Annotated in this window: 17 protein-coding genes; 7 read left to right on the top strand and 10 right to left on the bottom strand. The window is 72.7% G+C overall.

Annotation, left to right across the window (positions count from 1 at the left end; translation table 11 throughout):
- Nucleotides 1-29 precede the first annotated feature (29 nt).
- The 3 genes from ACFW22_RS31245 to ACFW22_RS31235 form a co-directional block, all read right to left on the bottom strand.
- The gene (locus ACFW22_RS31245; RefSeq protein WP_386411129.1) at nucleotides 30-1,682 is read right to left on the bottom strand and encodes a phospho-sugar mutase; all 1,653 of its coding nucleotides are present in this window, start codon (nucleotides 1,680-1,682) and stop codon (nucleotides 30-32) included.
- A gap of 325 nt (nucleotides 1,683-2,007) precedes the next feature.
- Entirely contained in the window at nucleotides 2,008-2,811 is an 804-nt protein-coding gene (locus ACFW22_RS31240; RefSeq protein ID WP_386411126.1) for a purine-nucleoside phosphorylase, read from the bottom strand.
- A gap of 169 nt (nucleotides 2,812-2,980) precedes the next feature.
- Complete coding sequence (locus ACFW22_RS31235) at nucleotides 2,981-3,418, bottom strand: gamma-glutamylcyclotransferase (protein ID WP_386411123.1); 438 nt, start codon at nucleotides 3,416-3,418, stop codon at nucleotides 2,981-2,983.
- A 272-nt stretch (nucleotides 3,419-3,690) separates the two neighbouring features.
- On the opposite strand from ACFW22_RS31235, the gene ACFW22_RS31230 reads away from it, so the two are divergent.
- Nucleotides 3,691-5,130, top strand: coding sequence for an NAD(P)H-quinone dehydrogenase (locus ACFW22_RS31230; protein ID WP_386411120.1), 1,440 nt, complete (start codon nucleotides 3,691-3,693; stop codon nucleotides 5,128-5,130).
- Nucleotides 5,131-5,355: 225 nt separating this feature from the next.
- The gene (locus ACFW22_RS31225; RefSeq protein WP_386411138.1) at nucleotides 5,356-6,282 is read left to right on the top strand and encodes a DeoR/GlpR family DNA-binding transcription regulator; all 927 of its coding nucleotides are present in this window, start codon (nucleotides 5,356-5,358) and stop codon (nucleotides 6,280-6,282) included.
- Between the two features lie 65 nt (nucleotides 6,283-6,347).
- On the opposite strand, the gene ACFW22_RS31220 is transcribed toward ACFW22_RS31225, so the two are convergent.
- Both ACFW22_RS31220 and ACFW22_RS31215 read right to left on the bottom strand, forming a co-directional pair.
- Nucleotides 6,348-6,893 (bottom strand): TetR/AcrR family transcriptional regulator, encoded by a 546-nt coding sequence (locus ACFW22_RS31220; protein ID WP_386411117.1) that lies wholly within the window; start codon nucleotides 6,891-6,893, stop codon nucleotides 6,348-6,350.
- An 85-nt stretch (nucleotides 6,894-6,978) separates the two neighbouring features.
- Nucleotides 6,979-8,733, bottom strand: coding sequence for an acetyl/propionyl/methylcrotonyl-CoA carboxylase subunit alpha (locus ACFW22_RS31215; RefSeq protein WP_386411114.1), 1,755 nt, complete (start codon nucleotides 8,731-8,733; stop codon nucleotides 6,979-6,981).
- Nucleotides 8,734-9,107: 374 nt separating this feature from the next.
- On the opposite strand from ACFW22_RS31215, the gene ACFW22_RS31210 reads away from it, so the two are divergent.
- Complete coding sequence (locus ACFW22_RS31210; RefSeq protein ID WP_386411135.1) at nucleotides 9,108-9,533, top strand: hypothetical protein; 426 nt, start codon at nucleotides 9,108-9,110, stop codon at nucleotides 9,531-9,533.
- An 11-nt stretch (nucleotides 9,534-9,544) separates the two neighbouring features.
- Here ACFW22_RS31210 and ACFW22_RS31205 read toward each other — a convergent pair whose 3' ends face one another.
- The 4 genes from ACFW22_RS31205 to ACFW22_RS31190 form a co-directional block, all read right to left on the bottom strand.
- Nucleotides 9,545-10,150, bottom strand: coding sequence for a nucleoside triphosphate pyrophosphatase (locus tag ACFW22_RS31205; protein WP_386411111.1), 606 nt, complete (start codon nucleotides 10,148-10,150; stop codon nucleotides 9,545-9,547).
- A 122-nt stretch (nucleotides 10,151-10,272) separates the two neighbouring features.
- Nucleotides 10,273-10,401, bottom strand: a complete 129-nt coding sequence (gene mmpB, locus ACFW22_RS31200; protein ID WP_386411108.1) for a morphogenic membrane protein MmpB — start codon at nucleotides 10,399-10,401, stop codon at nucleotides 10,273-10,275.
- A gap of 166 nt (nucleotides 10,402-10,567) precedes the next feature.
- Nucleotides 10,568-10,777, bottom strand: a complete 210-nt coding sequence (locus ACFW22_RS31195; protein WP_386411105.1) for an acyl-CoA carboxylase subunit epsilon — start codon at nucleotides 10,775-10,777, stop codon at nucleotides 10,568-10,570.
- Nucleotides 10,778-10,805: 28 nt separating this feature from the next.
- Nucleotides 10,806-12,398 (bottom strand): acyl-CoA carboxylase subunit beta, encoded by a 1,593-nt coding sequence (locus ACFW22_RS31190; RefSeq protein ID WP_386411102.1) that lies wholly within the window; start codon nucleotides 12,396-12,398, stop codon nucleotides 10,806-10,808.
- A gap of 134 nt (nucleotides 12,399-12,532) precedes the next feature.
- Here ACFW22_RS31190 and ACFW22_RS31185 point away from each other — a divergent pair, with 134 nt between their 5' ends.
- The 4 genes from ACFW22_RS31185 (at nucleotide 12,533) to ACFW22_RS31170 (ending at nucleotide 16,801) form a co-directional block, all read left to right on the top strand.
- Entirely contained in the window at nucleotides 12,533-13,384 is an 852-nt protein-coding gene (locus tag ACFW22_RS31185; protein WP_386411099.1) for a biotin--[acetyl-CoA-carboxylase] ligase, read from the top strand.
- Between the two features lie 198 nt (nucleotides 13,385-13,582).
- Entirely contained in the window at nucleotides 13,583-14,722 is a 1,140-nt protein-coding gene (locus ACFW22_RS31180) for an adenylate/guanylate cyclase domain-containing protein (protein WP_386411096.1), read from the top strand.
- Nucleotides 14,723-14,784: 62 nt separating this feature from the next.
- The gene (locus ACFW22_RS31175; RefSeq protein WP_386411093.1) at nucleotides 14,785-15,573 is read left to right on the top strand and encodes an enoyl-CoA hydratase/isomerase family protein; all 789 of its coding nucleotides are present in this window, start codon (nucleotides 14,785-14,787) and stop codon (nucleotides 15,571-15,573) included.
- A 112-nt stretch (nucleotides 15,574-15,685) separates the two neighbouring features.
- The gene (locus ACFW22_RS31170) at nucleotides 15,686-16,801 is read left to right on the top strand and encodes a diguanylate cyclase domain-containing protein (RefSeq protein WP_386411090.1); all 1,116 of its coding nucleotides are present in this window, start codon (nucleotides 15,686-15,688) and stop codon (nucleotides 16,799-16,801) included.
- Nucleotides 16,802-16,996: 195 nt separating this feature from the next.
- On the opposite strand, the gene ACFW22_RS31165 is transcribed toward ACFW22_RS31170, so the two are convergent.
- Complete coding sequence (locus tag ACFW22_RS31165) at nucleotides 16,997-17,701, bottom strand: hypothetical protein (RefSeq protein WP_386411087.1); 705 nt, start codon at nucleotides 17,699-17,701, stop codon at nucleotides 16,997-16,999.
- Between the last annotated feature and the right edge of the window lie 30 nt (nucleotides 17,702-17,731).

The raw sequence follows: 17,731 nt of genomic DNA, 5'->3' as shown, positions 1-17,731 counted from the left end.
CGATCCCGTACCGGCCCTCCGGCGTTCCGCTACAGCCCGGCCGCCTCGGCCAGGTCCCGCTTGATCGCGGCGAGCACCTCGGCCCCGGTCGCGCGGGCCGCGGCCAGTTCGCCGGCGTCACCGACGGGGACGACGACCTCCAGGTAGCACTTGAGCTTGGGCTCGGTGCCGGACGGGCGGACGATCACCCGGGCCTTGTGGGCGCCCTCCAGGTGGTAGCGCAGCCCGTCCGTCGGCGGCAGCGACTCCGTGCCCTTCGTCAGGTCCTCGGCCGAGACGACCGTCAGACCGGCGAGGGAGGCCGGCGGACGCTCGCGGAGCGCGGCCATCGCGTTCGCGATGACGCCGAGGTCCTCGACGCGCACCGACAGCTGGTCGGTGGCGTGCAGGCCGTGCGCCACCGCCAGGTCGTCGAGCAGGTCGGTGAGGGTCCGGCCCTGCTCCTTGAGCTCCGAGGCCAGCTCGGTGACGAGCAGCGCCGCCGTGATGCCGTCCTTGTCGCGGACGCCCTCCGGGTCGACGCAGTAGCCGAGCGCCTCCTCGTAGCCGTAGCGCAGGCCGTCCACGCGGGCGATCCACTTGAAGCCGGTCAGCGTCTCCTCGTAGCCGACGCCGGCGGCCTCGGCGATCCGGCCGAGCAGCGAGGAGGACACGATCGACTCGGCGAACACGCCGGTGGCGCCCTTGTGCACCAGGTGCGCGGCGAGCAGCGCGCCCACCTCGTCGCCGCGGAGCATCCGCCAGCCGCCCTCGGCGTCCGGGGCCGGCACGGCCACGGCACAGCGGTCGGCGTCCGGGTCGTTCGCGATGACGAGGTCGGGGTCCACGGCCCGGGCGGCCTCGAAGGCCAGGTCCATGGCCCCCGGCTCCTCCGGGTTCGGGAAGGCGACCGTCGGGAAGGCCGGGTCGGGGTCGGCCTGCTCGGCGACGAGCGCGGGCGGCGGGAAGCCCGCCCGGGCGAACGCAGCCGTCAGGACGTCCTTGCCGACGCCGTGCATGGCCGTGTAGACGGTGCGCGCGGTCCTGGGGGAGCCCTGGGTCAGCACGGCGTCCGTGCGGGCCAGGTAGGCCTCCAGGACCTCGTCGCCGAGCACCTCCCAGCCGTCGTCCGGCCGCGGCACGTCGTGGAGCGACCGGACCGCGTCGATCTCGGCGGCGATCTCCGCGTCGGCGGGCGGCACGATCTGCGAGCCGTCGCCCAGGTAGACCTTGTAGCCGTTGTCGCGCGGCGGGTTGTGGCTCGCGGTCACCTCGACGCCGGCGACGGCGCCCAGGTGCCTTATGGCGTACGCGAGGACGGGGGTCGGCAGCGGACGGGGGAGCAGCGCGGCCCGCAGCCCGGCACCGGTCATCACGGCGGCGGTGTCCCGGGCGAAGTCGGCGGACTTGTAACGGGCGTCGTAGCCGATGACCACGAGGCCGCCGGTCCGGCCCTTCGCCTTCAGGTAGGCGGCCAGGCCGGCGGCGGCACGGATCACCACGGAGCGGTTCATCCGCATGGGACCGGCGCCGAGCTCGCCGCGGAGCCCGGCCGTGCCGAACTGCAGCGTGCCGCCGAAGCGGGCGGCGAGTTCGTCGGTCGTGCCGCGGTCGAGGAGCGCGGCCAGTTCCTCCCGGGTCTCCGGGTCGGGGTCCTCGGCGAGCCAGGCCTGGGCCCGGGTGAGGAGGTCGTCCTGCGTCACGGTGTGCCTTTCGGGTGTGCGGACGGGCGGGGTGGAGGGGGTGCGGGTCGTGAGCCGCCGCGCGGAGCCTTTCCCCGTCCCGCCCCCTTCCGTAACCGGGCTTCCGCCGCGGCATCCGCACGGTGCGCGTCGACCGGTCCGTGGCGCGGCGGTGTCGACGCCGGACCGCCCGCCGTCCGGAGGGGACGGCGGGCGGACCGAGCGGGGCCCGGGGGAGCCCCCCCGGAACCGGGAGCGGGCGGGGCGGGAGGACGGCCCCCGTGCGGCGGTTCCGCGTGCCCGGGAGCCCGGGAGCCCGGGGGGCGGGGGCGCGGGGCCCGGGGGCTCAGATCCGGTCCAGCACCTGCGTCAGCAGCTCGCCCATCCGGGCCGCCGAGTCGCGTCCCGCCTGGAGGACCTCCTCGTGGTTCAGCGGCTCGCCGGAGAGCCCCGCCGCCAGGTTGGTGACCAGGGAGATGCCGAGGACCTCGGCGCCGGCCTCACGGGCCGCGATGGCCTCCAGGACGGTGGACATCCCGACGAGGTCGCCGCCGAGGACGCGGACCATGTTGATCTCGGCCGGGGTCTCGTAGTGCGGGCCGGGGAACTGGACGTAGACGCCTTCCTCCAGCGTCTCGTCGACCTGCTTGCACAGGGCGCGCAGCCGCGGCGAGTACAGGTCCGTCAGGTCGACGAAGTTCGCGCCGACGATCGGGGAGGCGGCCGTCAGGTTGATGTGGTCGCTGATCAGGACCGGCTGGCCGGGGCGCATGCCCTCGCGGAGGCCCCCGCAGCCGTTGGTGAGGATGACGGTCTTGCAGCCGGCGGCGACGGCGGTGCGGACGCCGTGGGCGACGGAGGCGACGCCCCGCCCCTCGTAGAAGTGGGTGCGGCCGAGGAAGACCAGAGCGCGCTTCTCGCCGATCTTGTACGAGCGGACCTTTCCGCCGTGGCCCTCGACGACCGGCGGCGGGAAGCCCGGGAGCTCGGTCACCGGGAACTCGGCCTCGGGGGAGCCCAGGGCGTCGACGGCCGGGGCCCAGCCGGATCCCATGACCAGGGCGACGTCGTGGTTCTCGACGCCGGTCAGCTCGCGAAGACGTGCGGCAGCGGCCTCGGCGGCCTCGTACGGGGTGGCAGTTGCGTTCACTGACTCTCTCGCCTCGGGGAGGGGGGTCCGAGGGGAACCCCGGACTGATTTGGTACGCGAAGAAGCGTAGCCGGAGAATTCCTACGCGCGTAGATGACGATGCTGACGGACATGCGATCGTTGTCTTGTCGTTTCCGACGAACATGGACCCGCGGCCCCCCGGGACGGATCAACAGGGGCGTTTGCGCAGCTCCATCACGTAGTCGTGCGGGGCGCCCGCCGACTCGGCCGCATCGGCGACTTCGCCCAGGTAGCGGGCGGACGGCAAACCCCCCTCGTAGGCATTGAGCACGTACACCCAGGCCGGTTCCTCGCCGTCCAGGGTGTGCACCCGCATCCGCATCCGCCGGTAGACGTCGAGACCCACGCCCTCCCAGCGGTCCAGGGAGTCCTCGTCCATCGGCGCGATGTCGTACAGCGCCACGAAGACCTGGGAGCGCGGAGCCTCCACGATGGTGGCCAGCGCACCCTCCCAGCCCATCTGCTCCCCGCCGAAGGTCAGCCGCCAGCCGTTCAGCCAGCCGGTGCCGCGCAGCGGCGAGTGCGGTGCGCGGCGGCTCATCAGCCGTGCGTCGAGGTTGCCGGCGAAAGCGGCGTAGAGCGACATGGGACCGAGGGTACGGGAGCGCCCGGAGCGTCCGGCGAGTAATCGGGGCGGCAGCCGCACGGGGATCCGGGGCGCCGCCCCGTGCCCCTCCCGCACCCGTCGAACGTCCTGCGCACGCCCTTTTGCACCCCCTTGAGGGGCCCCGGCGCGAGACCGCGCCGGACGTGCGGGAGAATGGGGTACGCACTTGAAGCGTGCGGGACAATGGCGTACGCACTGCATCCCAGCGGGGGGACCCCCCGGCAGAACGAGAGCGCGAGGCGTAGATCCCAGTGACCCGGATCGTGATCATCGGCGGCGGACCCGGCGGATACGAGGCGGCCCTGGTGGGCGCCCAACTCGGCGCGGAGGTGACCGTCGTCGATTGCGACGGCCTCGGCGGCGCGTCCGTCCTGACCGACTGCGTCCCCTCGAAGACCCTGATCGCCACCGCCGAGGTGATGACCACCTTCGACTCCTCCTACGAGGAGCTGGGCATCATCGTCGCGGACGACACGCCGCACATCGAGCAGGCCGCCCGGGTCGTCGGCGTGGACCTCGGCAAGGTGAACCGACGGGTGAAGCGCCTGGCGCTCGCCCAGTCCCACGACATCACCGCCTCCGTGACCCGGGCCGGCGCCCGGGTGCTGCGCGGTCGCGGCCGGCTCTCCGGCCAGCAGGCCGTGGACGGCTCCCGCCAGGTGGTCGTCACCGCCGCCGACGGCTCCGAGGAGACGCTCACCGCCGACGCGGTCCTGATCGCGACCGGCGCCCACCCGCGCGAGGTGCCGGACGCCAAGCCGGACGGCGAGCGCATCCTCAACTGGACCCAGGTCTACGACCTCAAGGAGCTCCCCGAGGAGCTCATCGTGGTCGGCTCCGGCGTCACCGGTGCCGAGTTCGCCGGCGCCTACCAGGCGCTCGGCTCGCGGGTCACCCTGGTCTCCTCCCGCGACCGGGTCCTCCCGGGCGAGGACCCGGACGCCGCCGCCGTCCTGGAGGACGTCTTCCGGCGCCGCGGCATGAACGTCATGGCCCGTTCCCGCGCCGAGTCCGCGAAGCGGGTCGGCGACCGGGTCGAGGTCACCCTCTCGGACGGCCGGGTCATCTCCGGCACCCACTGCCTGATGGCGGTCGGCGCGATCCCGAACTCGGCCGGAATGGGGCTGGAGGAGGCGGGCGTCAAGCTGAAGGACTCCGGTCACATCTGGACCGACAAGGTCTCCCGCACGAGCGCCCCCGGCGTCTACGCGGCGGGCGACGTCACGGGGGTCTTCGCGCTCGCCTCGGTCGCCGCCATGCAGGGCCGGATCGCGATGTACCACTTCCTCGGTGACGCGGTGGCCCCGCTCAACCTGAAGACGGTCTCCTCGAACGTCTTCACCGACCCCGAGATCGCCACCGTCGGCTACACCCAGGCCGACGTGGACGCGGGCAAGATCGACGCCAAGGTGGTCAAGCTGCCGCTGCTGCGCAACCCCCGTGCGAAGATGCAGGGCATCCGGGACGGCTTCGTGAAGATCTTCTGCCGTCCGGGCACCGGCATCGTGGTCGGCGGTTGTGTCGTCGCGCCGAAGGCGAGCGAACTGATCCATCCGATCTCGATCGCGGTTGACAACAATCTGACGGTCGAACAGATCGCAAATGCTTTCACCGTGTACCCCTCTCTGTCGGGCTCGATCGCGGAAGTGGCACGGCAGTTGCACACCCGAAAGGCGACCGGCGAGGCCTGAGGCCCCGCGGCGCCCCGTCCCCCGCCTGCGGGAACGGTTCACCGACCCGGACAACCCCCGGCAAGCCGGGGCATAGAACGATCAACGGCGGGGCCTCCCATACCACGTGGAGGCCCCGTTCATGCGCATCTTCTGCAATTCGGCCCATAGCGCTGAAAAGTATCGGCCGTTCACGTTACTGTCAGTTTCGTGTTCGCTGCAGAACGTCGTCAGTTGATCCTCGAAATGGTGCGCGCCAATGGAGCCGTGTCGCTCCGCGAGCTCGCCCGCGTCGTCCAGACCTCAGAAGTGACCGTACGGAGAGACGTACGGGCCCTTGAGGCAGAAGGACTCCTCGACCGCCGTCACGGCGGTGCGGTGTTGCCGGGTGGATTCACGCGAGAATCCGGCTTCCCGCAGAAATCCCATCTCGCCACCGCAGAGAAGACGGCCATCGCCGACGTCGCCGCGAGCCTCGTCGAAGAAGGCGAGGCCGTCGTCGTCGGCGCCGGGACGACCACGCAGGAGTTGGCCCGTCGGCTCGCCCGGGTTCCCGGGCTGACCGTGGTCACCAATTCCCTGCTCGTCGCCCAGGCCCTCGCCCACGCCAACCGGGTCGAGGTCGTCATGACCGGAGGCACCCTGCGCGGTTCCAACTACGCCCTGGTGGGCAGCGGGGCCGAGCAGTCGCTCCAGGGGCTCCGGGTCTCCCGGGCCTTCCTCTCCGGCAGCGGCCTCACCGCCGAGCGCGGGCTCTCCACGTCCAACATGCTCTCCGCGAGCGTGGACCGGGCGCTCGTCCAGGCGGCGGCCGAGGTCGTGGTCCTCGCGGACCACACCAAGCTCGGCTCCGACACCATGTTCCAGACCGTGCCCACGGACGTCATCACCCGCCTGGTGACCGACGAGCCCCCGGCCCACGACGAGCGGGCCGCCACCGAGCTCCAGGCCCTCGCCGACCAGGGGGTCCAGATCGCCGTCGCGGGTACGGGCGCGGCCACCGGGCCCATCGGAGGTGAGCAGGTCCCCCCGGGCGCCCGGCCCCGCCGTGACGTGCCGCTGCCCGTCCAGCGGGGGAGGATGGCGGCCGGTCAGTTCCGTGGACCGGGTGGTGGAATGGCCGCGGAGACGATGGAGCGCACGGCCCGGGTCGCGGACATGCGCCGCCGCTGACGTCACCCGAGGGACCCTCCCCCAGGGGTCCCACGCCGATCCGGCGGTGCTCGTGCCCCCGCGGCTCAGCCCTTGAGCCCCCGTAGCGTCAGCGCGAGCAGGCGGTCCGCCAACTCCGGGTCCTCCGGACACCCTTCCGCTGCCAGCGCGATCGCGTTGGTCAGCTGCATCAGGTCGCCGATCGACACGTCGGTCCGCACCTGCCCCGCCTCCTGGGCCCGTTCGAGCAGACGCCGGCCCGCCGAGTGCAGCGGCTCGCTGCACCGGGCCAGCGCCGAACTCCGGTCGTGCGAGGCGGACATCAGTGCGTGCGCGAGCCCCCGGTACTCGCCGGCGTGGGCGATCAGCGCCCGCAGCCACTCCACCAGCGCCCGGCAGGGCGCCTCCGCCCCGGCCAGTTCCCGAGAACGGTCGAGCAGCTCCGCCAGTGCCTCCTGGAAGACCGCGTTCAGCAGCTCGGCCCGGGTGGGGAAGTGGCGGTAGAGGGTGCCGATCCCGACGCCCGCGCGGCGCGCGACCTCCTCCAGCGGCGCGTCCGCGCCCTGTTCCGCGAAGGCGGCACGGGCCGCGGCGAGCAGTCGTTCGTGGTTGCGGCGTGCATCGGCGCGCATGGCGCGGGGCCTCCCCTCGACGGAGGGCCCGCAGGCTGTTGCCTGCGGGCCCTCCGTACCGTACTGGGTGGAACTCGGCGGAGCGTCAGTCCTTGATGTCGCAGATGGTGGCGCCGGAGGTGACGGAGGCGCCGATCTCAGCGGCCAGTCCCTTGACGGTGCCCGAGCGGTGGGCGTTGAGGGGCTGCTCCATCTTCATGGCCTCCAGGACGACGATCAGGTCGCCCTCCTTGACCTCCTGGCCCTCCTCGACCGCGACCTTCACGATCGTGCCCTGCATCGGCGAGGCGAGGGTGTCGCCCGACGCGGTCGGGCCCGACTTCTTCGCCGCGCGGCGCTTCGGCTTCGCGCCGGCCGCCAGGCCGGTGCGGGCCAGGGACATGCCGAGCGACGACGGCAGGGAGACCTCGAGGCGCTTGCCGCCGACCTCGACGACGATGGTCTCGCGACCCGCCTCGTCCTCCTCGGCCTCACCACCGGCCGGGGCGAACGGCTTGATCTCGTTGACGAACTCCGTCTCGATCCACCGGGTGTGGACCCGGAACGGGTCGGCGGTGAAGTCGGGGTCGACGACGACGGCCCGGTGGAACGGGATGGCGGTGGCCATGCCCTCGACCTTGAACTCGGCCAGGGCGCGCGCCGCGCGCTGCAGCGCCTGCTCGCGGGTCGCGCCGGTGATGACCAGCTTGGCCAGGAGCGAGTCCCAGGCCGGGCCGATCACCGAGCCGGACTCGACGCCCGCGTCCAGGCGGACGCCCGGGCCGGTCGGCGCGGTGAACTGGGTGACCGTGCCGGGCGCCGGCAGGAAGTTGCGCCCCGGGTCCTCGCCGTTGATGCGGAACTCGAAGGAGTGACCCCGGATCTCCGGGTCCCCGTATCCGAGCTCCTCGCCGTCCGCGATCCGGAACATCTCGCGGACCAGGTCGATGCCGGTGACCTCCTCGGTCACCGGGTGCTCGACCTGCAGGCGCGTGTTGACCTCCAGGAAGGAGATCGTGCCGTCCAGGCCGACGAGGAACTCGACGGTGCCCGCACCGACGTACCCGGCCTCCTTGAGGATCGCCTTCGACGCCGCGTACAGCTCCGCGTTCTGGGCCTCCGTCAGGAACGGCGCCGGAGCCTCCTCCACCAGCTTCTGGTGCCGGCGCTGCAGGGAGCAGTCACGGGTGGAGACCACGACCACGTTGCCGTGCGTGTCGGCCAGGCACTGCGTCTCCACGTGCCGCGGCTTGTCCAGGTAGCGCTCCACGAAGCACTCGCCCCGGCCGAACGCCGCGACGGCCTCGCGCACCGCCGAGTCGTACAGCTCCGGAACCTCTTCCAGCGTCCGCGCGACCTTCAGGCCGCGCCCGCCGCCGCCGAACGCCGCCTTGATGGCGATCGGCAGTCCGTTCTCCTCGGCGAACGCCACGACCTCGTCCGCGCCCGAGACCGGGTCCGGGGTGCCCGCCACCAGCGGGGCACCGGCACGCTGGGCGATGTGACGGGCCGCGACCTTGTCGCCGAGGTCCCGGATCGCCTGCGGCGGCGGACCGATCCACGTCAGGCCCGCGTCCAGCACCGCCTGTGCGAACTCCGCGTTCTCCGACAGGAATCCGTAACCCGGGTGCACCGCGTCCGCACCGGAGTCCTTCGCCGCCTGCAGCACCTTGGCCATGTCCAGATAGCTGGTGGCCGGAGTGTCACCGCCCAGCGCGAACGCCTCATCGGCCGCCCGGACGTGCAGGGCGTCCCGGTCCGGATCGGCGTACACGGCAACGCTGCCGATGCCCGCGTCCCGGCACGCCCGGGCCACACGGACAGCGATTTCGCCACGGTTGGCGATGAGCACCTTGCGCACGATGGCTCCCTCCTTGAAACAAGCTGAGTTTAGGGACTGCCGACACGGCCCTTCGACCCGTCCCCAATGGTGAGCTTGCCCACACGGAGCGTGACCCCGGGCCTGCTCGGGTCGTGAATTCCCTTGTCGCACCACGGTACGCAGGGTTCCTTTACGGCACAGTAGCTCCGAGGTGTGGCGCAGGTCTCTGTTCGTGCGGCCAGGGGCTGTTCGGGTTTCTTTGTGGAGTCCCTACGAATGGCCCAATGATTCTTTGCCGGCCCGACCCCCGTAGTCCGGCACGTGCGAACCCTTGTCCGACGATTTACCGGCCAGTAGCCTTCGCGCAATCGATCGTACTGTCGGTAACAGAGGAATATCAGGGGGTGGCCGAAGTGGCCCGCAGACCGATAGCGCTCGTCACGGCCGCGGTGCTCTTCCTGGAAGCGCCCGGCATCGTCGCCGTCAACGCGGTGATGGCCGGTTTCGTGGAGGCCCAGTCGATGTCCCTGGACGGCATGGACCCCGCGGCGATGGTCGCCGGCACCTGGGGGCTCGGCATCGGCTCCGGCCTCGCCCTCCTCCTCTGCTCCCTGGTGGCCCTCCTGGCGGGCGTCCGCGACCGCCGCCCCGGCCGCTTCGGCCGTGCGCTCCTCATCGGCTGCGCGGTCGTCCACGGCCTCCTCGGCGCGGTCGCCGTCGGCCTCCTCGGCTGGGCCGCCTTCGCCTTCCTGGTGACCGTGCTCGGGCTGCTGATCCTCACCCTGGTGGCGTACGCCGAGGACGCCGACGCCCCCGGGGAGGCGCCGACGCCCGCGTAGCGACCGCGGGGTCAGGCCCAGAGGTCCGTGATCTCCACGTCCAGCTTGCGCAGGAGCCCGCGGAGCAGCGGCAGGGACAGGCCGATCACATTGCCCGGGTCGCCGTCGATGCCGTCGATGAACGGGGCCGACCGGCCGTCCAGGGTGAACGCACCCGCCACGTGCAGCGGTTCGCCGCTCGCCACGTACGCCGCGATCTCCTCGTCCGTCGGCCGGCCGAAGCGGACGACGGTGGAGGCGGTCGCCGACTCGAAGCGCTTGGCCGCCGTGTCATAGACGCAGTGACCGGTCTGGAGGATGCCGACCCGGCCGCGCATCGCCTTCCAGCGGGCGGTGGCCTCCTCGGCGTCGGCCGGCTTGCCGAGGGCCTGCTTGTCCAGCTCCAGGACCGAGTCGCAGCCGATGACCAGGGCGCCGAACACCTCGGGCCGGGCGGCGACGTGGGCGGCCTTCGCCTCCGCGAGGGCGAGTGCGAGCTCCGCCGGGGTCGGGGCGTGGACCTTGTCCTCGTCGACGCCGCTCACGATCACCTCGGGGGAGAGTCCGGCCTGCCGGAGCAGGCCGAGTCGGGCGGGAGAGGCGGAGGCGAGCACGACACGGCGCGGATCAGCAGTCATGGGGGAAGCGTAGCCAGTGCGGGGGCCGTTCCCGTCGAATCCCCGGCGCAGGGGCGTCCCCGCTCGGCCGCGGTCGGTCCGGACCGCGGCCCCTCCGGCCCGCCTCCGCACGCGAGGGGGCCTCAGCGCAGGCTGGCCACGACCATCCCCACCACCATCGCCACGGCCAGCAGCACACCCGCGCGACGGAGCATCGCCTGCATCTCGCGCATGAACTTCGGCGGCTGATTCTCCGGATCCGACCACAGCATGCTCCTGATCCTGCGACCGGAAGCGGCGGAGCGCCTGAGTACGGATACTCAACTCCACCCGCGTCGGGGGCCCCTCCGCGGAGCGCCGGCCCGTCCCCCCGGCCCCCGCGACGACGACGGGGGCCGGACCCCCGCACAAGGAGTCCGGCCCCCGCCCCCGCGACGACTACACGGGCCAGTACGACCGCGCCCAGGCCCGCGGGCCCGGCCGGTGCCGCACCGCCCGTGCGATGCGGGAGGGGTCCGACCACCCCTCCGGCACCGCCGGACCGTCGACCCCGGCGGACGCCGCCGTGGCCGCGGCCCGGGCCTGGACGACCGCCAGTGCGGCGGCCAGCTCCTCCGGGGTCGGATTTCCTCGTACGACCTTGATCATGTCGACTGCTCCTTGAGGGTCCGGAGGGTTACAGCGGGATGTTGCCGTGCTTCTTCGGGGGCAGCGACTCCCGCTTCGTGCGGAGTTGACGCAGCCCCTTCACGATCTGCGGGCGGGTGTCCGACGGCAGGATCACGCCGTCGATGTAGCCGCGCTCGGCCGCCGTGTACGGGTTCAGCAGGGTGTCCTCGTACTCCTGGATCAGCCGGGCGCGCTCCGCCTCCTGGTCCTCCGCCTCGGCGATGGTGCGCCGGTGCAGGATGTTCACCGCGCCCTGCGCGCCCATCACCGCGATCTGCGCCGTCGGCCACGCCAGGTTCAGGTCGGCGCCCAGGTGCTTGGAGCCCATGACGTCGTACGCGCCGCCGAAGGCCTTCCGGGTGATGACCGTGATCAGCGGGACCGTCGCCTCCGCGTAGGCGTAGATCAGCTTCGCGCCGCGCCGGATGATGCCGCCGTACTCCTGGTCCACGCCCGGCAGGAAGCCGGGCACGTCCACGAAGGTCAGCACCGGGATGTTGAAGGCGTCGCAGGTGCGGACGAACCGCGCGGCCTTCTCCGAGGCGTTGATGTCCAGACAACCCGCGAACTGCATCGGCTGGTTGGCGACGATCCCGACCGGGAAGCCCTCGACCCGGCCGAAGCCGGTCACGATGTTCGGCGCGAACAGCGCCTGGGTCTCCAGGAACTCGCCGTCGTCCAGGACGTGCTCGATGACCCGGTGCATGTCGTACGGCTGGTTCGCCGAGTCCGGGATCAGCGCGTCGAGCTCGCGGTCCTCGTCGTTCGCCTCGGTCTCCGCGACCTCCGGGAAGGCCGGGGGCTCGGAAAGGTTGTTCGACGGCAGGTACGACAGAAGGGACTTGACGTACTCGATCGCGTCCTTCTCGTCCCCCGACATGTGGTGCGCCACGCCCGAGGTCGAGTTGTGCGTCCGGGCGCCGCCCAGCTCCTCGAAGCCCACGTCCTCGCCGGTCACCGTCTTGATGACGTCCGGACCCGTGATGAACATGTGCGAGGTCTGGTCCACCATCACGGTGAAGTCGGTGATCGCGGGGGAGTACACCGCACCGCCCGCGCACGGACCGACGATCAGGGAGATCTGCGGGATCACCCCGGAGGCGTGGGTGTTGCGGCGGAAGATCTCGCCGTACATGCCGAGCGCGCTCACGCCCTCCTGGATGCGGGCGCCACCGGAGTCGTTGATCCCGATGACCGGGCAGCCCGTCTTCAGCGCGAAGTCCATCACCTTGATGATCTTCTGGCCGTAGGTCTCGCCGAGCGCACCGCCGAAGACCGTGAAGTCCTGGGAGAACACGGCGACCGGACGCCCGTCCACCGTGCCGTAGCCGGTGACCACGCCGTCTCCGTACGGCCGGTTCTTCTCCAGGCCGAAGTTGGTCGAGCGGTGCCGTGCCAGCTCGTCGAGCTCCACGAAGGAGCCCTCGTCGAGGAGGAGGGCGATCCGCTCGCGCGCGGTCAGCTTCCCCTTCGCGTGCTGCTTCTCCACCGCGCGCTCAGAGCCGGCGTGCGTGGCCTCGTCGATACGGCGCTTGAGGTCCGCGATCTTGCCCGCGGTCGTGTGAATGTCGATCTCGTACTGCTCTGCCGGCTCGGACATCGGGATGCGGCTCCCTGCCTGGTCACGGGGGGTTCGTTGACTACGAATGGGCTACTGCTGGCCTACTGACCCGTAGCGTATCGACGCCGATACGGTTCGGCACTGCGGTCTTTGCCACACCTAGTCTGGCTTGCATGACGTCCTCCCAAGGCTCCGGCGGGCCGTGGTCCGACCTCGACCGGCCCCCGCTCAACGCCACCGCACTGCGCCGCGCCCTCGTCCTCCCCGACGCCCTCTGGACCTCCCTCGACGTGGTCCCCGCCACCGGCTCCACCAACAGCGACCTCGCCGCCCGGGCCGACGAACTGCCCGAAGGGGCGGTGCTGGTCGCCGAGGAGCAGAGCTCCGGCCGGGGCCGCCTCGACCGCACCTGGACCGCCCCCGCCCGCTCCGGGCTCTTCCTCTCGGTCCTGCTCAAGCCGCAGGTGCCGGTCCACCGCTGGGGCTGGCTCCCGCTGCTCACCGGAGTGGCCGCCGCCACCGGCCTCGCCAGGGCCGCCGGCGTCGGCACGTCCCTCAAGTGGCCCAACGACCTCCTGGTTTCCGTCGCGGGCGAGGAACGCAAGGCCGGCGGCATCCTCGCCGAGCGGGCCGGCGCGGACGCCGTCGTCGTCGGACTCGGCATCAACGTCACCCTCCGGGAGGACGAGCTGCCCGTCCCCGCAGCGGGCTCCCTCCTCCTCGCCGGCGCGGCCTCCACCGACCGCGACCCCCTCCTGCGGGCCGTCCTGCGCTCCCTGGAGCAGTGGTACGGCGACTGGGTGCGGGCCGACGGCGACCCCGTCGAATCGGGCCTCCAGGCCGCCTACGCGGCCGGCTGCGCCACCCTGGGCCGTCGCGTCCGCGCCGAGCTGCCCGGCGAGCGCATGCTGGAGGGCGAAGCCGTCGCCCTGGACGGCGACGGCCGGCTCGTGGTCGCCACCGAGGGCGGTGGCACCGAAGCGGTCGGCGCGGGCGACATCGTCCATCTGCGTGCCCCCGCCTGACGCCCTCCGCGATGCGGGACGCCGCCCCGGAGCAGCCCGTGCACGACCCGGGGCGGCGACGCACCGTCGGGCCCCGGACACGGGGCGGAACGGCTGGTCGTTCAGGCGTGAGCCATTCCACACCTGCCGTATCGTGGACCGCGATCCAGGCGACAGATCGGCAGGGCAAGTGGGCAGGGAACGGGCAGGAGGCGGCCGGTGACCGTCGACGACGCGAACACGGGCGGCCGGTCCGAGCCGGCCGCGTACCCGACCCCCCACCACGAGGTCGACCACACGGTCGAGCCGACCGACGATCCCCTCGCGATCCGCCTCGAACAGCTCATCCTCGGCGCCGACCGCCGCTACACCCCCTTCCAGGCCGCCCGCACCGCGGGTGTCTCCATGGAGCTCGCCTCCCGCTTCTGGCGCGCCATGGGCTTCGCCGACATCGGCCAGGCCAAGGCGCTCACCGAAGCCGACGTCCTCGCCCTGCGGCGACTCGCCGGCCTCGTCGAGGCCGGGCTGCTCAGCGAGCCGATGGCCGTGCAGGTCGCCCGTTCCACCGGGCAGACCACCGCCCGACTGGCCGAGTGGCAGATCGACTCCTTCCTGGAGGGCCTCACCGAGCCCCCCGAGCCCGGCATGACCCGCACCGAGGTCACGTACCCGCTGGTCGAGCTGCTCCTGCCCGAGCTGGAGGAGTTCCTCATCTACGTGTGGCGCCGGCAGCTCGCCGCCGCCACCGGTCGGGTCGTGCAGGCCGCGGACGACGAGGAGATGGTCGACCGTCGGCTCGCCGTCGGCTTCGCCGACCTCGTCGGCTTCACCCGGCTCACCCGCCGCCTGGAGGAGGAGGAGCTCGGCGAACTCGTCGAGGCCTTCGAGACCACCTGCGCCGACCTGGTCGCCGCGCACGGCGGCCGGCTCATCAAGACCCTCGGTGACGAGGTGCTCTACTGCGCCGACGATCCGGGCACGGCCGCCGAGATCGCGCTCCGGCTCATCGAGACCCTCGGCCAGGACGAGACGATGCCCGCGCTGCGGGTCGGCATCGCCTTCGGCACCGTGACGACCCGGATGGGCGACGTCTTCGGCACCACCGTGAACCTGGCCAGTCGGCTCACCTCGATAGCCCCCAAGGACGCCGTCCTCGTCGACGGCGCGCTCGCGGAGGAGCTGACCAGGACCGGCGAGGCGCCGGCCTCGGAGACGGAGGCCGCCGAGGAGGCGGTCCTGGCCGAGAAGGAGGGCCGCCGGACGGCCACCTACCGCTTCGCGCTCCAGCCCATGTGGCAGAGGCCGGTCAGGGGCCTCGGAGTCGTCGAACCCTGGCTCCTGGGCCGCAGGCCGACTTAAGATCCCCCGGTGAACGTCCGTTAACAGTCGTTGGCGGACCCCGATCGGGAGGGTGTGCGGTCATGTCCGAGCAGCGCTTTGGCGAGTTCGTGGTGGTCCGGAAGGACGGCCACGTCGCAGAACTGGTCCTCGACCGGCCCAAGGCCATGAACGCGGTCTCCTCCGAGATGGCCCGCTCCCTCGCCGCCGCCTGTGACGCGCTCGCCGTCGACCGGGACGTCCGCGTGACCGTCCTGAGCTCGTCGCACGACCGCGCCTTCTGCGTGGGCGCCGACCTGAAGGAGCGCAACTCCTTCACCGACGCCGAGCTCGTCCGTCAGCGCCCGACCGCCCGCGCCGCCTACACCGGCGTCCTGGAGCTGCCGATGCCGACGGTCGCGGCCGTGCACGGCTTCGCCCTCGGCGGCGGCTTCGAACTGGCCCTCGCCTGTGACGTCATCGTGGCCGACGCGACCGCCGTCGTCGGCCTGCCCGAGGTCTCCGTGGGCGTGATCCCCGGCGGTGGCGGCACACAGCTGCTGCCGCGCCGGGTGGGGGCGGCGCGCGCCGCAGAGCTGGTCTTCACGGCCCGCCGGGTGGAGGCCGCCGAGGCGCGCGAGCTCGGTCTGGTGGACCTCCTGGAGGAGGACGCCCGCACCGCCGCCCTGGAGCTCGCCGGGCGGATCGCGGCCAACTCGCCGGTCGGCCTGCGCGCCGCGAAGAAGGCGATGCGGCTCGGGCAGGGCCTCGACCTGCGGGCCGGTCTGGAGGTCGAGGACGCGGCCTGGCGCTCGGTGGCCTTCTCGGGCGACCGGGCGGAGGGCGTGGCGGCCTTCAACGAGAAGCGGAAGCCGAACTGGCCCGGCGAGTGACCCCTGCGGGGCCGCCCCGTTCCCCCGGACGGCGTTCACCGGTTTGCGCCATCTGTCACGTACGGTGACGTCTCGGAGGGGAAAAAGGATCAAACCTCCCTAAGCTGGAGGAATGGGTGAGGACGTGCGGCTTCGGGCCGTAGTGGCGCTGGCGCAGGGGATGGCGGCGGCGCACACTCCGCGCGAGTTCTGGCGGGCTGCTGCGCTCGGGGCCCGCGAGGGGCTCGGCGGGAGCTTCGCCGCGCTGTCCGTCTGGGAGCGGGACCACGGCCGGCTCAAGGTCCTGGTCAACGCGGGTGAGCGGGCCGCGGGCGAGGAGGAGTTCCCGGACGCGGAGGCGTATCCGGTGCACCAGTTCCCCGAGATCACCGAGTTCCTGCACGAGCAGTGGGCGGGCGGCGGCGAACCGGACGCCTGGGTGGAGACCGCCGTCGACCCGCTGCCGACCGGCCGGGTGGTGGGTCTGCGGCGACGGGGGCGCGGCTGTTGCGTGGTGGCCCCGATCGTGTTGCACGGACGTGCCTGGGGCGAGCTGTACGTCGCCAGGCCGCCGGGGGAGAAACCTTTCACTCGGGCGGACGCGGACTTCGCGACCGTGCTGGCGGCGGTCGTCGCCGCCGGCATCGCCCAGGCCGAGCGGCTGGAGGAGGTCCGCAAGCTGGCCTTCACCGATCCGCTGACGGGACTGGCCAACCGTCGGGCCGTCGACACCCGGCTGGACGAGGCCATCGAGAGCTACCGGGCCGACGGCTCCGTCGTGAGCCTCGTGGTCTGCGACCTGAACGGCCTCAAGCACGTCAACGACACCCATGGCCACGCCGTCGGCGACCGCCTCCTCGAACGCTTCGGTTCGGTCCTCTCCCGCTGTGGCGCCCGGCTCCCCGGCGCCCTCGCCGCCCGGTTGGGCGGCGACGAGTTCTGCCTCCTCGCCGTCGGCCCGACGGCGGACGAGGTGGTCGCGGTCGCCGAGGAGCTGTGCGTCCGCGCGGCGGAGCTGGAGCTCGGCGAGGGCGTGGCCTGCGGGGTGGCGTCCACCGGCGACCCCATCGGCCCCCTCCGGTCGGCCCGCCGCCTCTTCCGGCTCGCCGACGCCGCCCAGTACCAGGCCAAGGCCGACCGCTCGACGAAGCCCGTCGTCGCCGGCCGCGACGGAACGGTCATCCGGCTCGCCGACGCGCCCCCGGGCAGCCGGGACCGCCGCCGCTTCCGGGACGCACCGCCGGTGTAGCCGGTGCACGGCCGATGCGGGCAGCCCCGGGGCCCGCACCTTCGACGCGCCGGGCCGCCCGGGGCCGACAAGCGCCCGGCGGACGGGCGACGCCGGTCGTCTTCGAGGGCCTGTGCCCCGCATGCGACAGCGCCGTGGCCGAGGACGGCTGAGCCCTCCCCGGCCACGGCGCTGTCGTACTGTGGTGCGCCGTGGTCAGCGCATCGCGACCATCGCCACGGCGAGCGCCGCGAAGCCCGCGGCCCACAGGGCCGTACGGCCCACGACTCCCCCGCCGGTGATGCGGCCGTCCGCCTCCGGGCGCCACAGCGCCGCCGGCTCCGACCACAGGTAGGCGGGGAATCCCGCTCCGAACAGCAGGCAGGCGGTCAGCCAGTATCCGGCGCTCGGGGCCCGCAGCCGTGCCCGCACGACGATGTCGACCAGCACGGCCGTCCCGACCGCGAGGACGACCCAGGCGAGCCAGGCGGTGGAAATGAACCGCCAGTACAGCACCGGGACCAGGGAGGCGAGCCCGCCCAGCCTCTCCAGCGGATCCTTCCGGTCGAACGCGACCGGCGTGGTGCCGAGCTCGTCCCGCACGAGCTCCTCGAACTCGGCCTCACCGCCCTCGCCCCCCGGAAGGGTCGCGAAGCGGTGGGTGAGCTCCCGGTCGCCGGCGAACCCGGTGGTCCACCGCACGCCGACCGCGTCGGGTGCGGTGTAGAAGACGTGGACCACCGAGGTCCGGCCGGCGCGCACGTCGTCGAGCAGCTCCCGCATCGAGGCCTGGCGCGGGACCAGGTTCGACAGCAGGTCGACGGCTGCGGCGAGCAGAAGCAGCAGCGCGAGCACGCGGAACGCCCGGTGCACCGAGCCTCGGGCCCGTACGGGCAGACGGTCCGACACAGGCACTGCCACTTCCGTCCCCTTCCTCATCGTCGATCAGCG

Origin of the sequence: Streptomyces sp. NPDC058872, assembly GCF_042743065.1 — a bacterium.
Classification (GTDB): domain Bacteria; phylum Actinomycetota; class Actinomycetes; order Streptomycetales; family Streptomycetaceae; genus Streptomyces.
Note: the sequence above shows the minus strand (reverse complement) of the source record. Positions and strands in the feature narration are given on the sequence as shown.

What these genes read in the sequence shown, in the direction of transcription:
- ACFW22_RS31235 (WP_386411123.1), bottom strand. Translation starts at nt 3,418, where the DNA reads ATGTCGCTCTACGCCGCTTTCGCCGGCAACCTCGACGCACGGCTGATG.
- ACFW22_RS31225 (WP_386411138.1), top strand. Translation starts at nt 5,356, where the DNA reads ATGGTGCGCGCCAATGGAGCCGTGTCGCTCCGCGAGCTCGCCCGCGTC.
- ACFW22_RS31220 (WP_386411117.1), bottom strand. Translation starts at nt 6,893, where the DNA reads ATGCGCGCCGATGCACGCCGCAACCACGAACGACTGCTCGCCGCGGCC.
- ACFW22_RS31205 (WP_386411111.1), bottom strand. Translation starts at nt 10,150, where the DNA reads ATGACTGCTGATCCGCGCCGTGTCGTGCTCGCCTCCGCCTCTCCCGCC.
- mmpB (WP_386411108.1), bottom strand. Translation starts at nt 10,401, where the DNA reads ATGCTGTGGTCGGATCCGGAGAATCAGCCGCCGAAGTTCATGCGCGAG.
- ACFW22_RS31195 (WP_386411105.1), bottom strand. Translation starts at nt 10,777, where the DNA reads ATGATCAAGGTCGTACGAGGAAATCCGACCCCGGAGGAGCTGGCCGCC.
- ACFW22_RS31190 (WP_386411102.1), bottom strand. Translation starts at nt 12,398, where the DNA reads ATGTCCGAGCCGGCAGAGCAGTACGAGATCGACATTCACACGACCGCG.
- ACFW22_RS31185 (WP_386411099.1), top strand. Translation starts at nt 12,533, where the DNA reads ATGACGTCCTCCCAAGGCTCCGGCGGGCCGTGGTCCGACCTCGACCGG.
- ACFW22_RS31175 (WP_386411093.1), top strand. Translation starts at nt 14,785, where the DNA reads ATGTCCGAGCAGCGCTTTGGCGAGTTCGTGGTGGTCCGGAAGGACGGC.
- ACFW22_RS31170 (WP_386411090.1), top strand. Translation starts at nt 15,686, where the DNA reads ATGGGTGAGGACGTGCGGCTTCGGGCCGTAGTGGCGCTGGCGCAGGGG.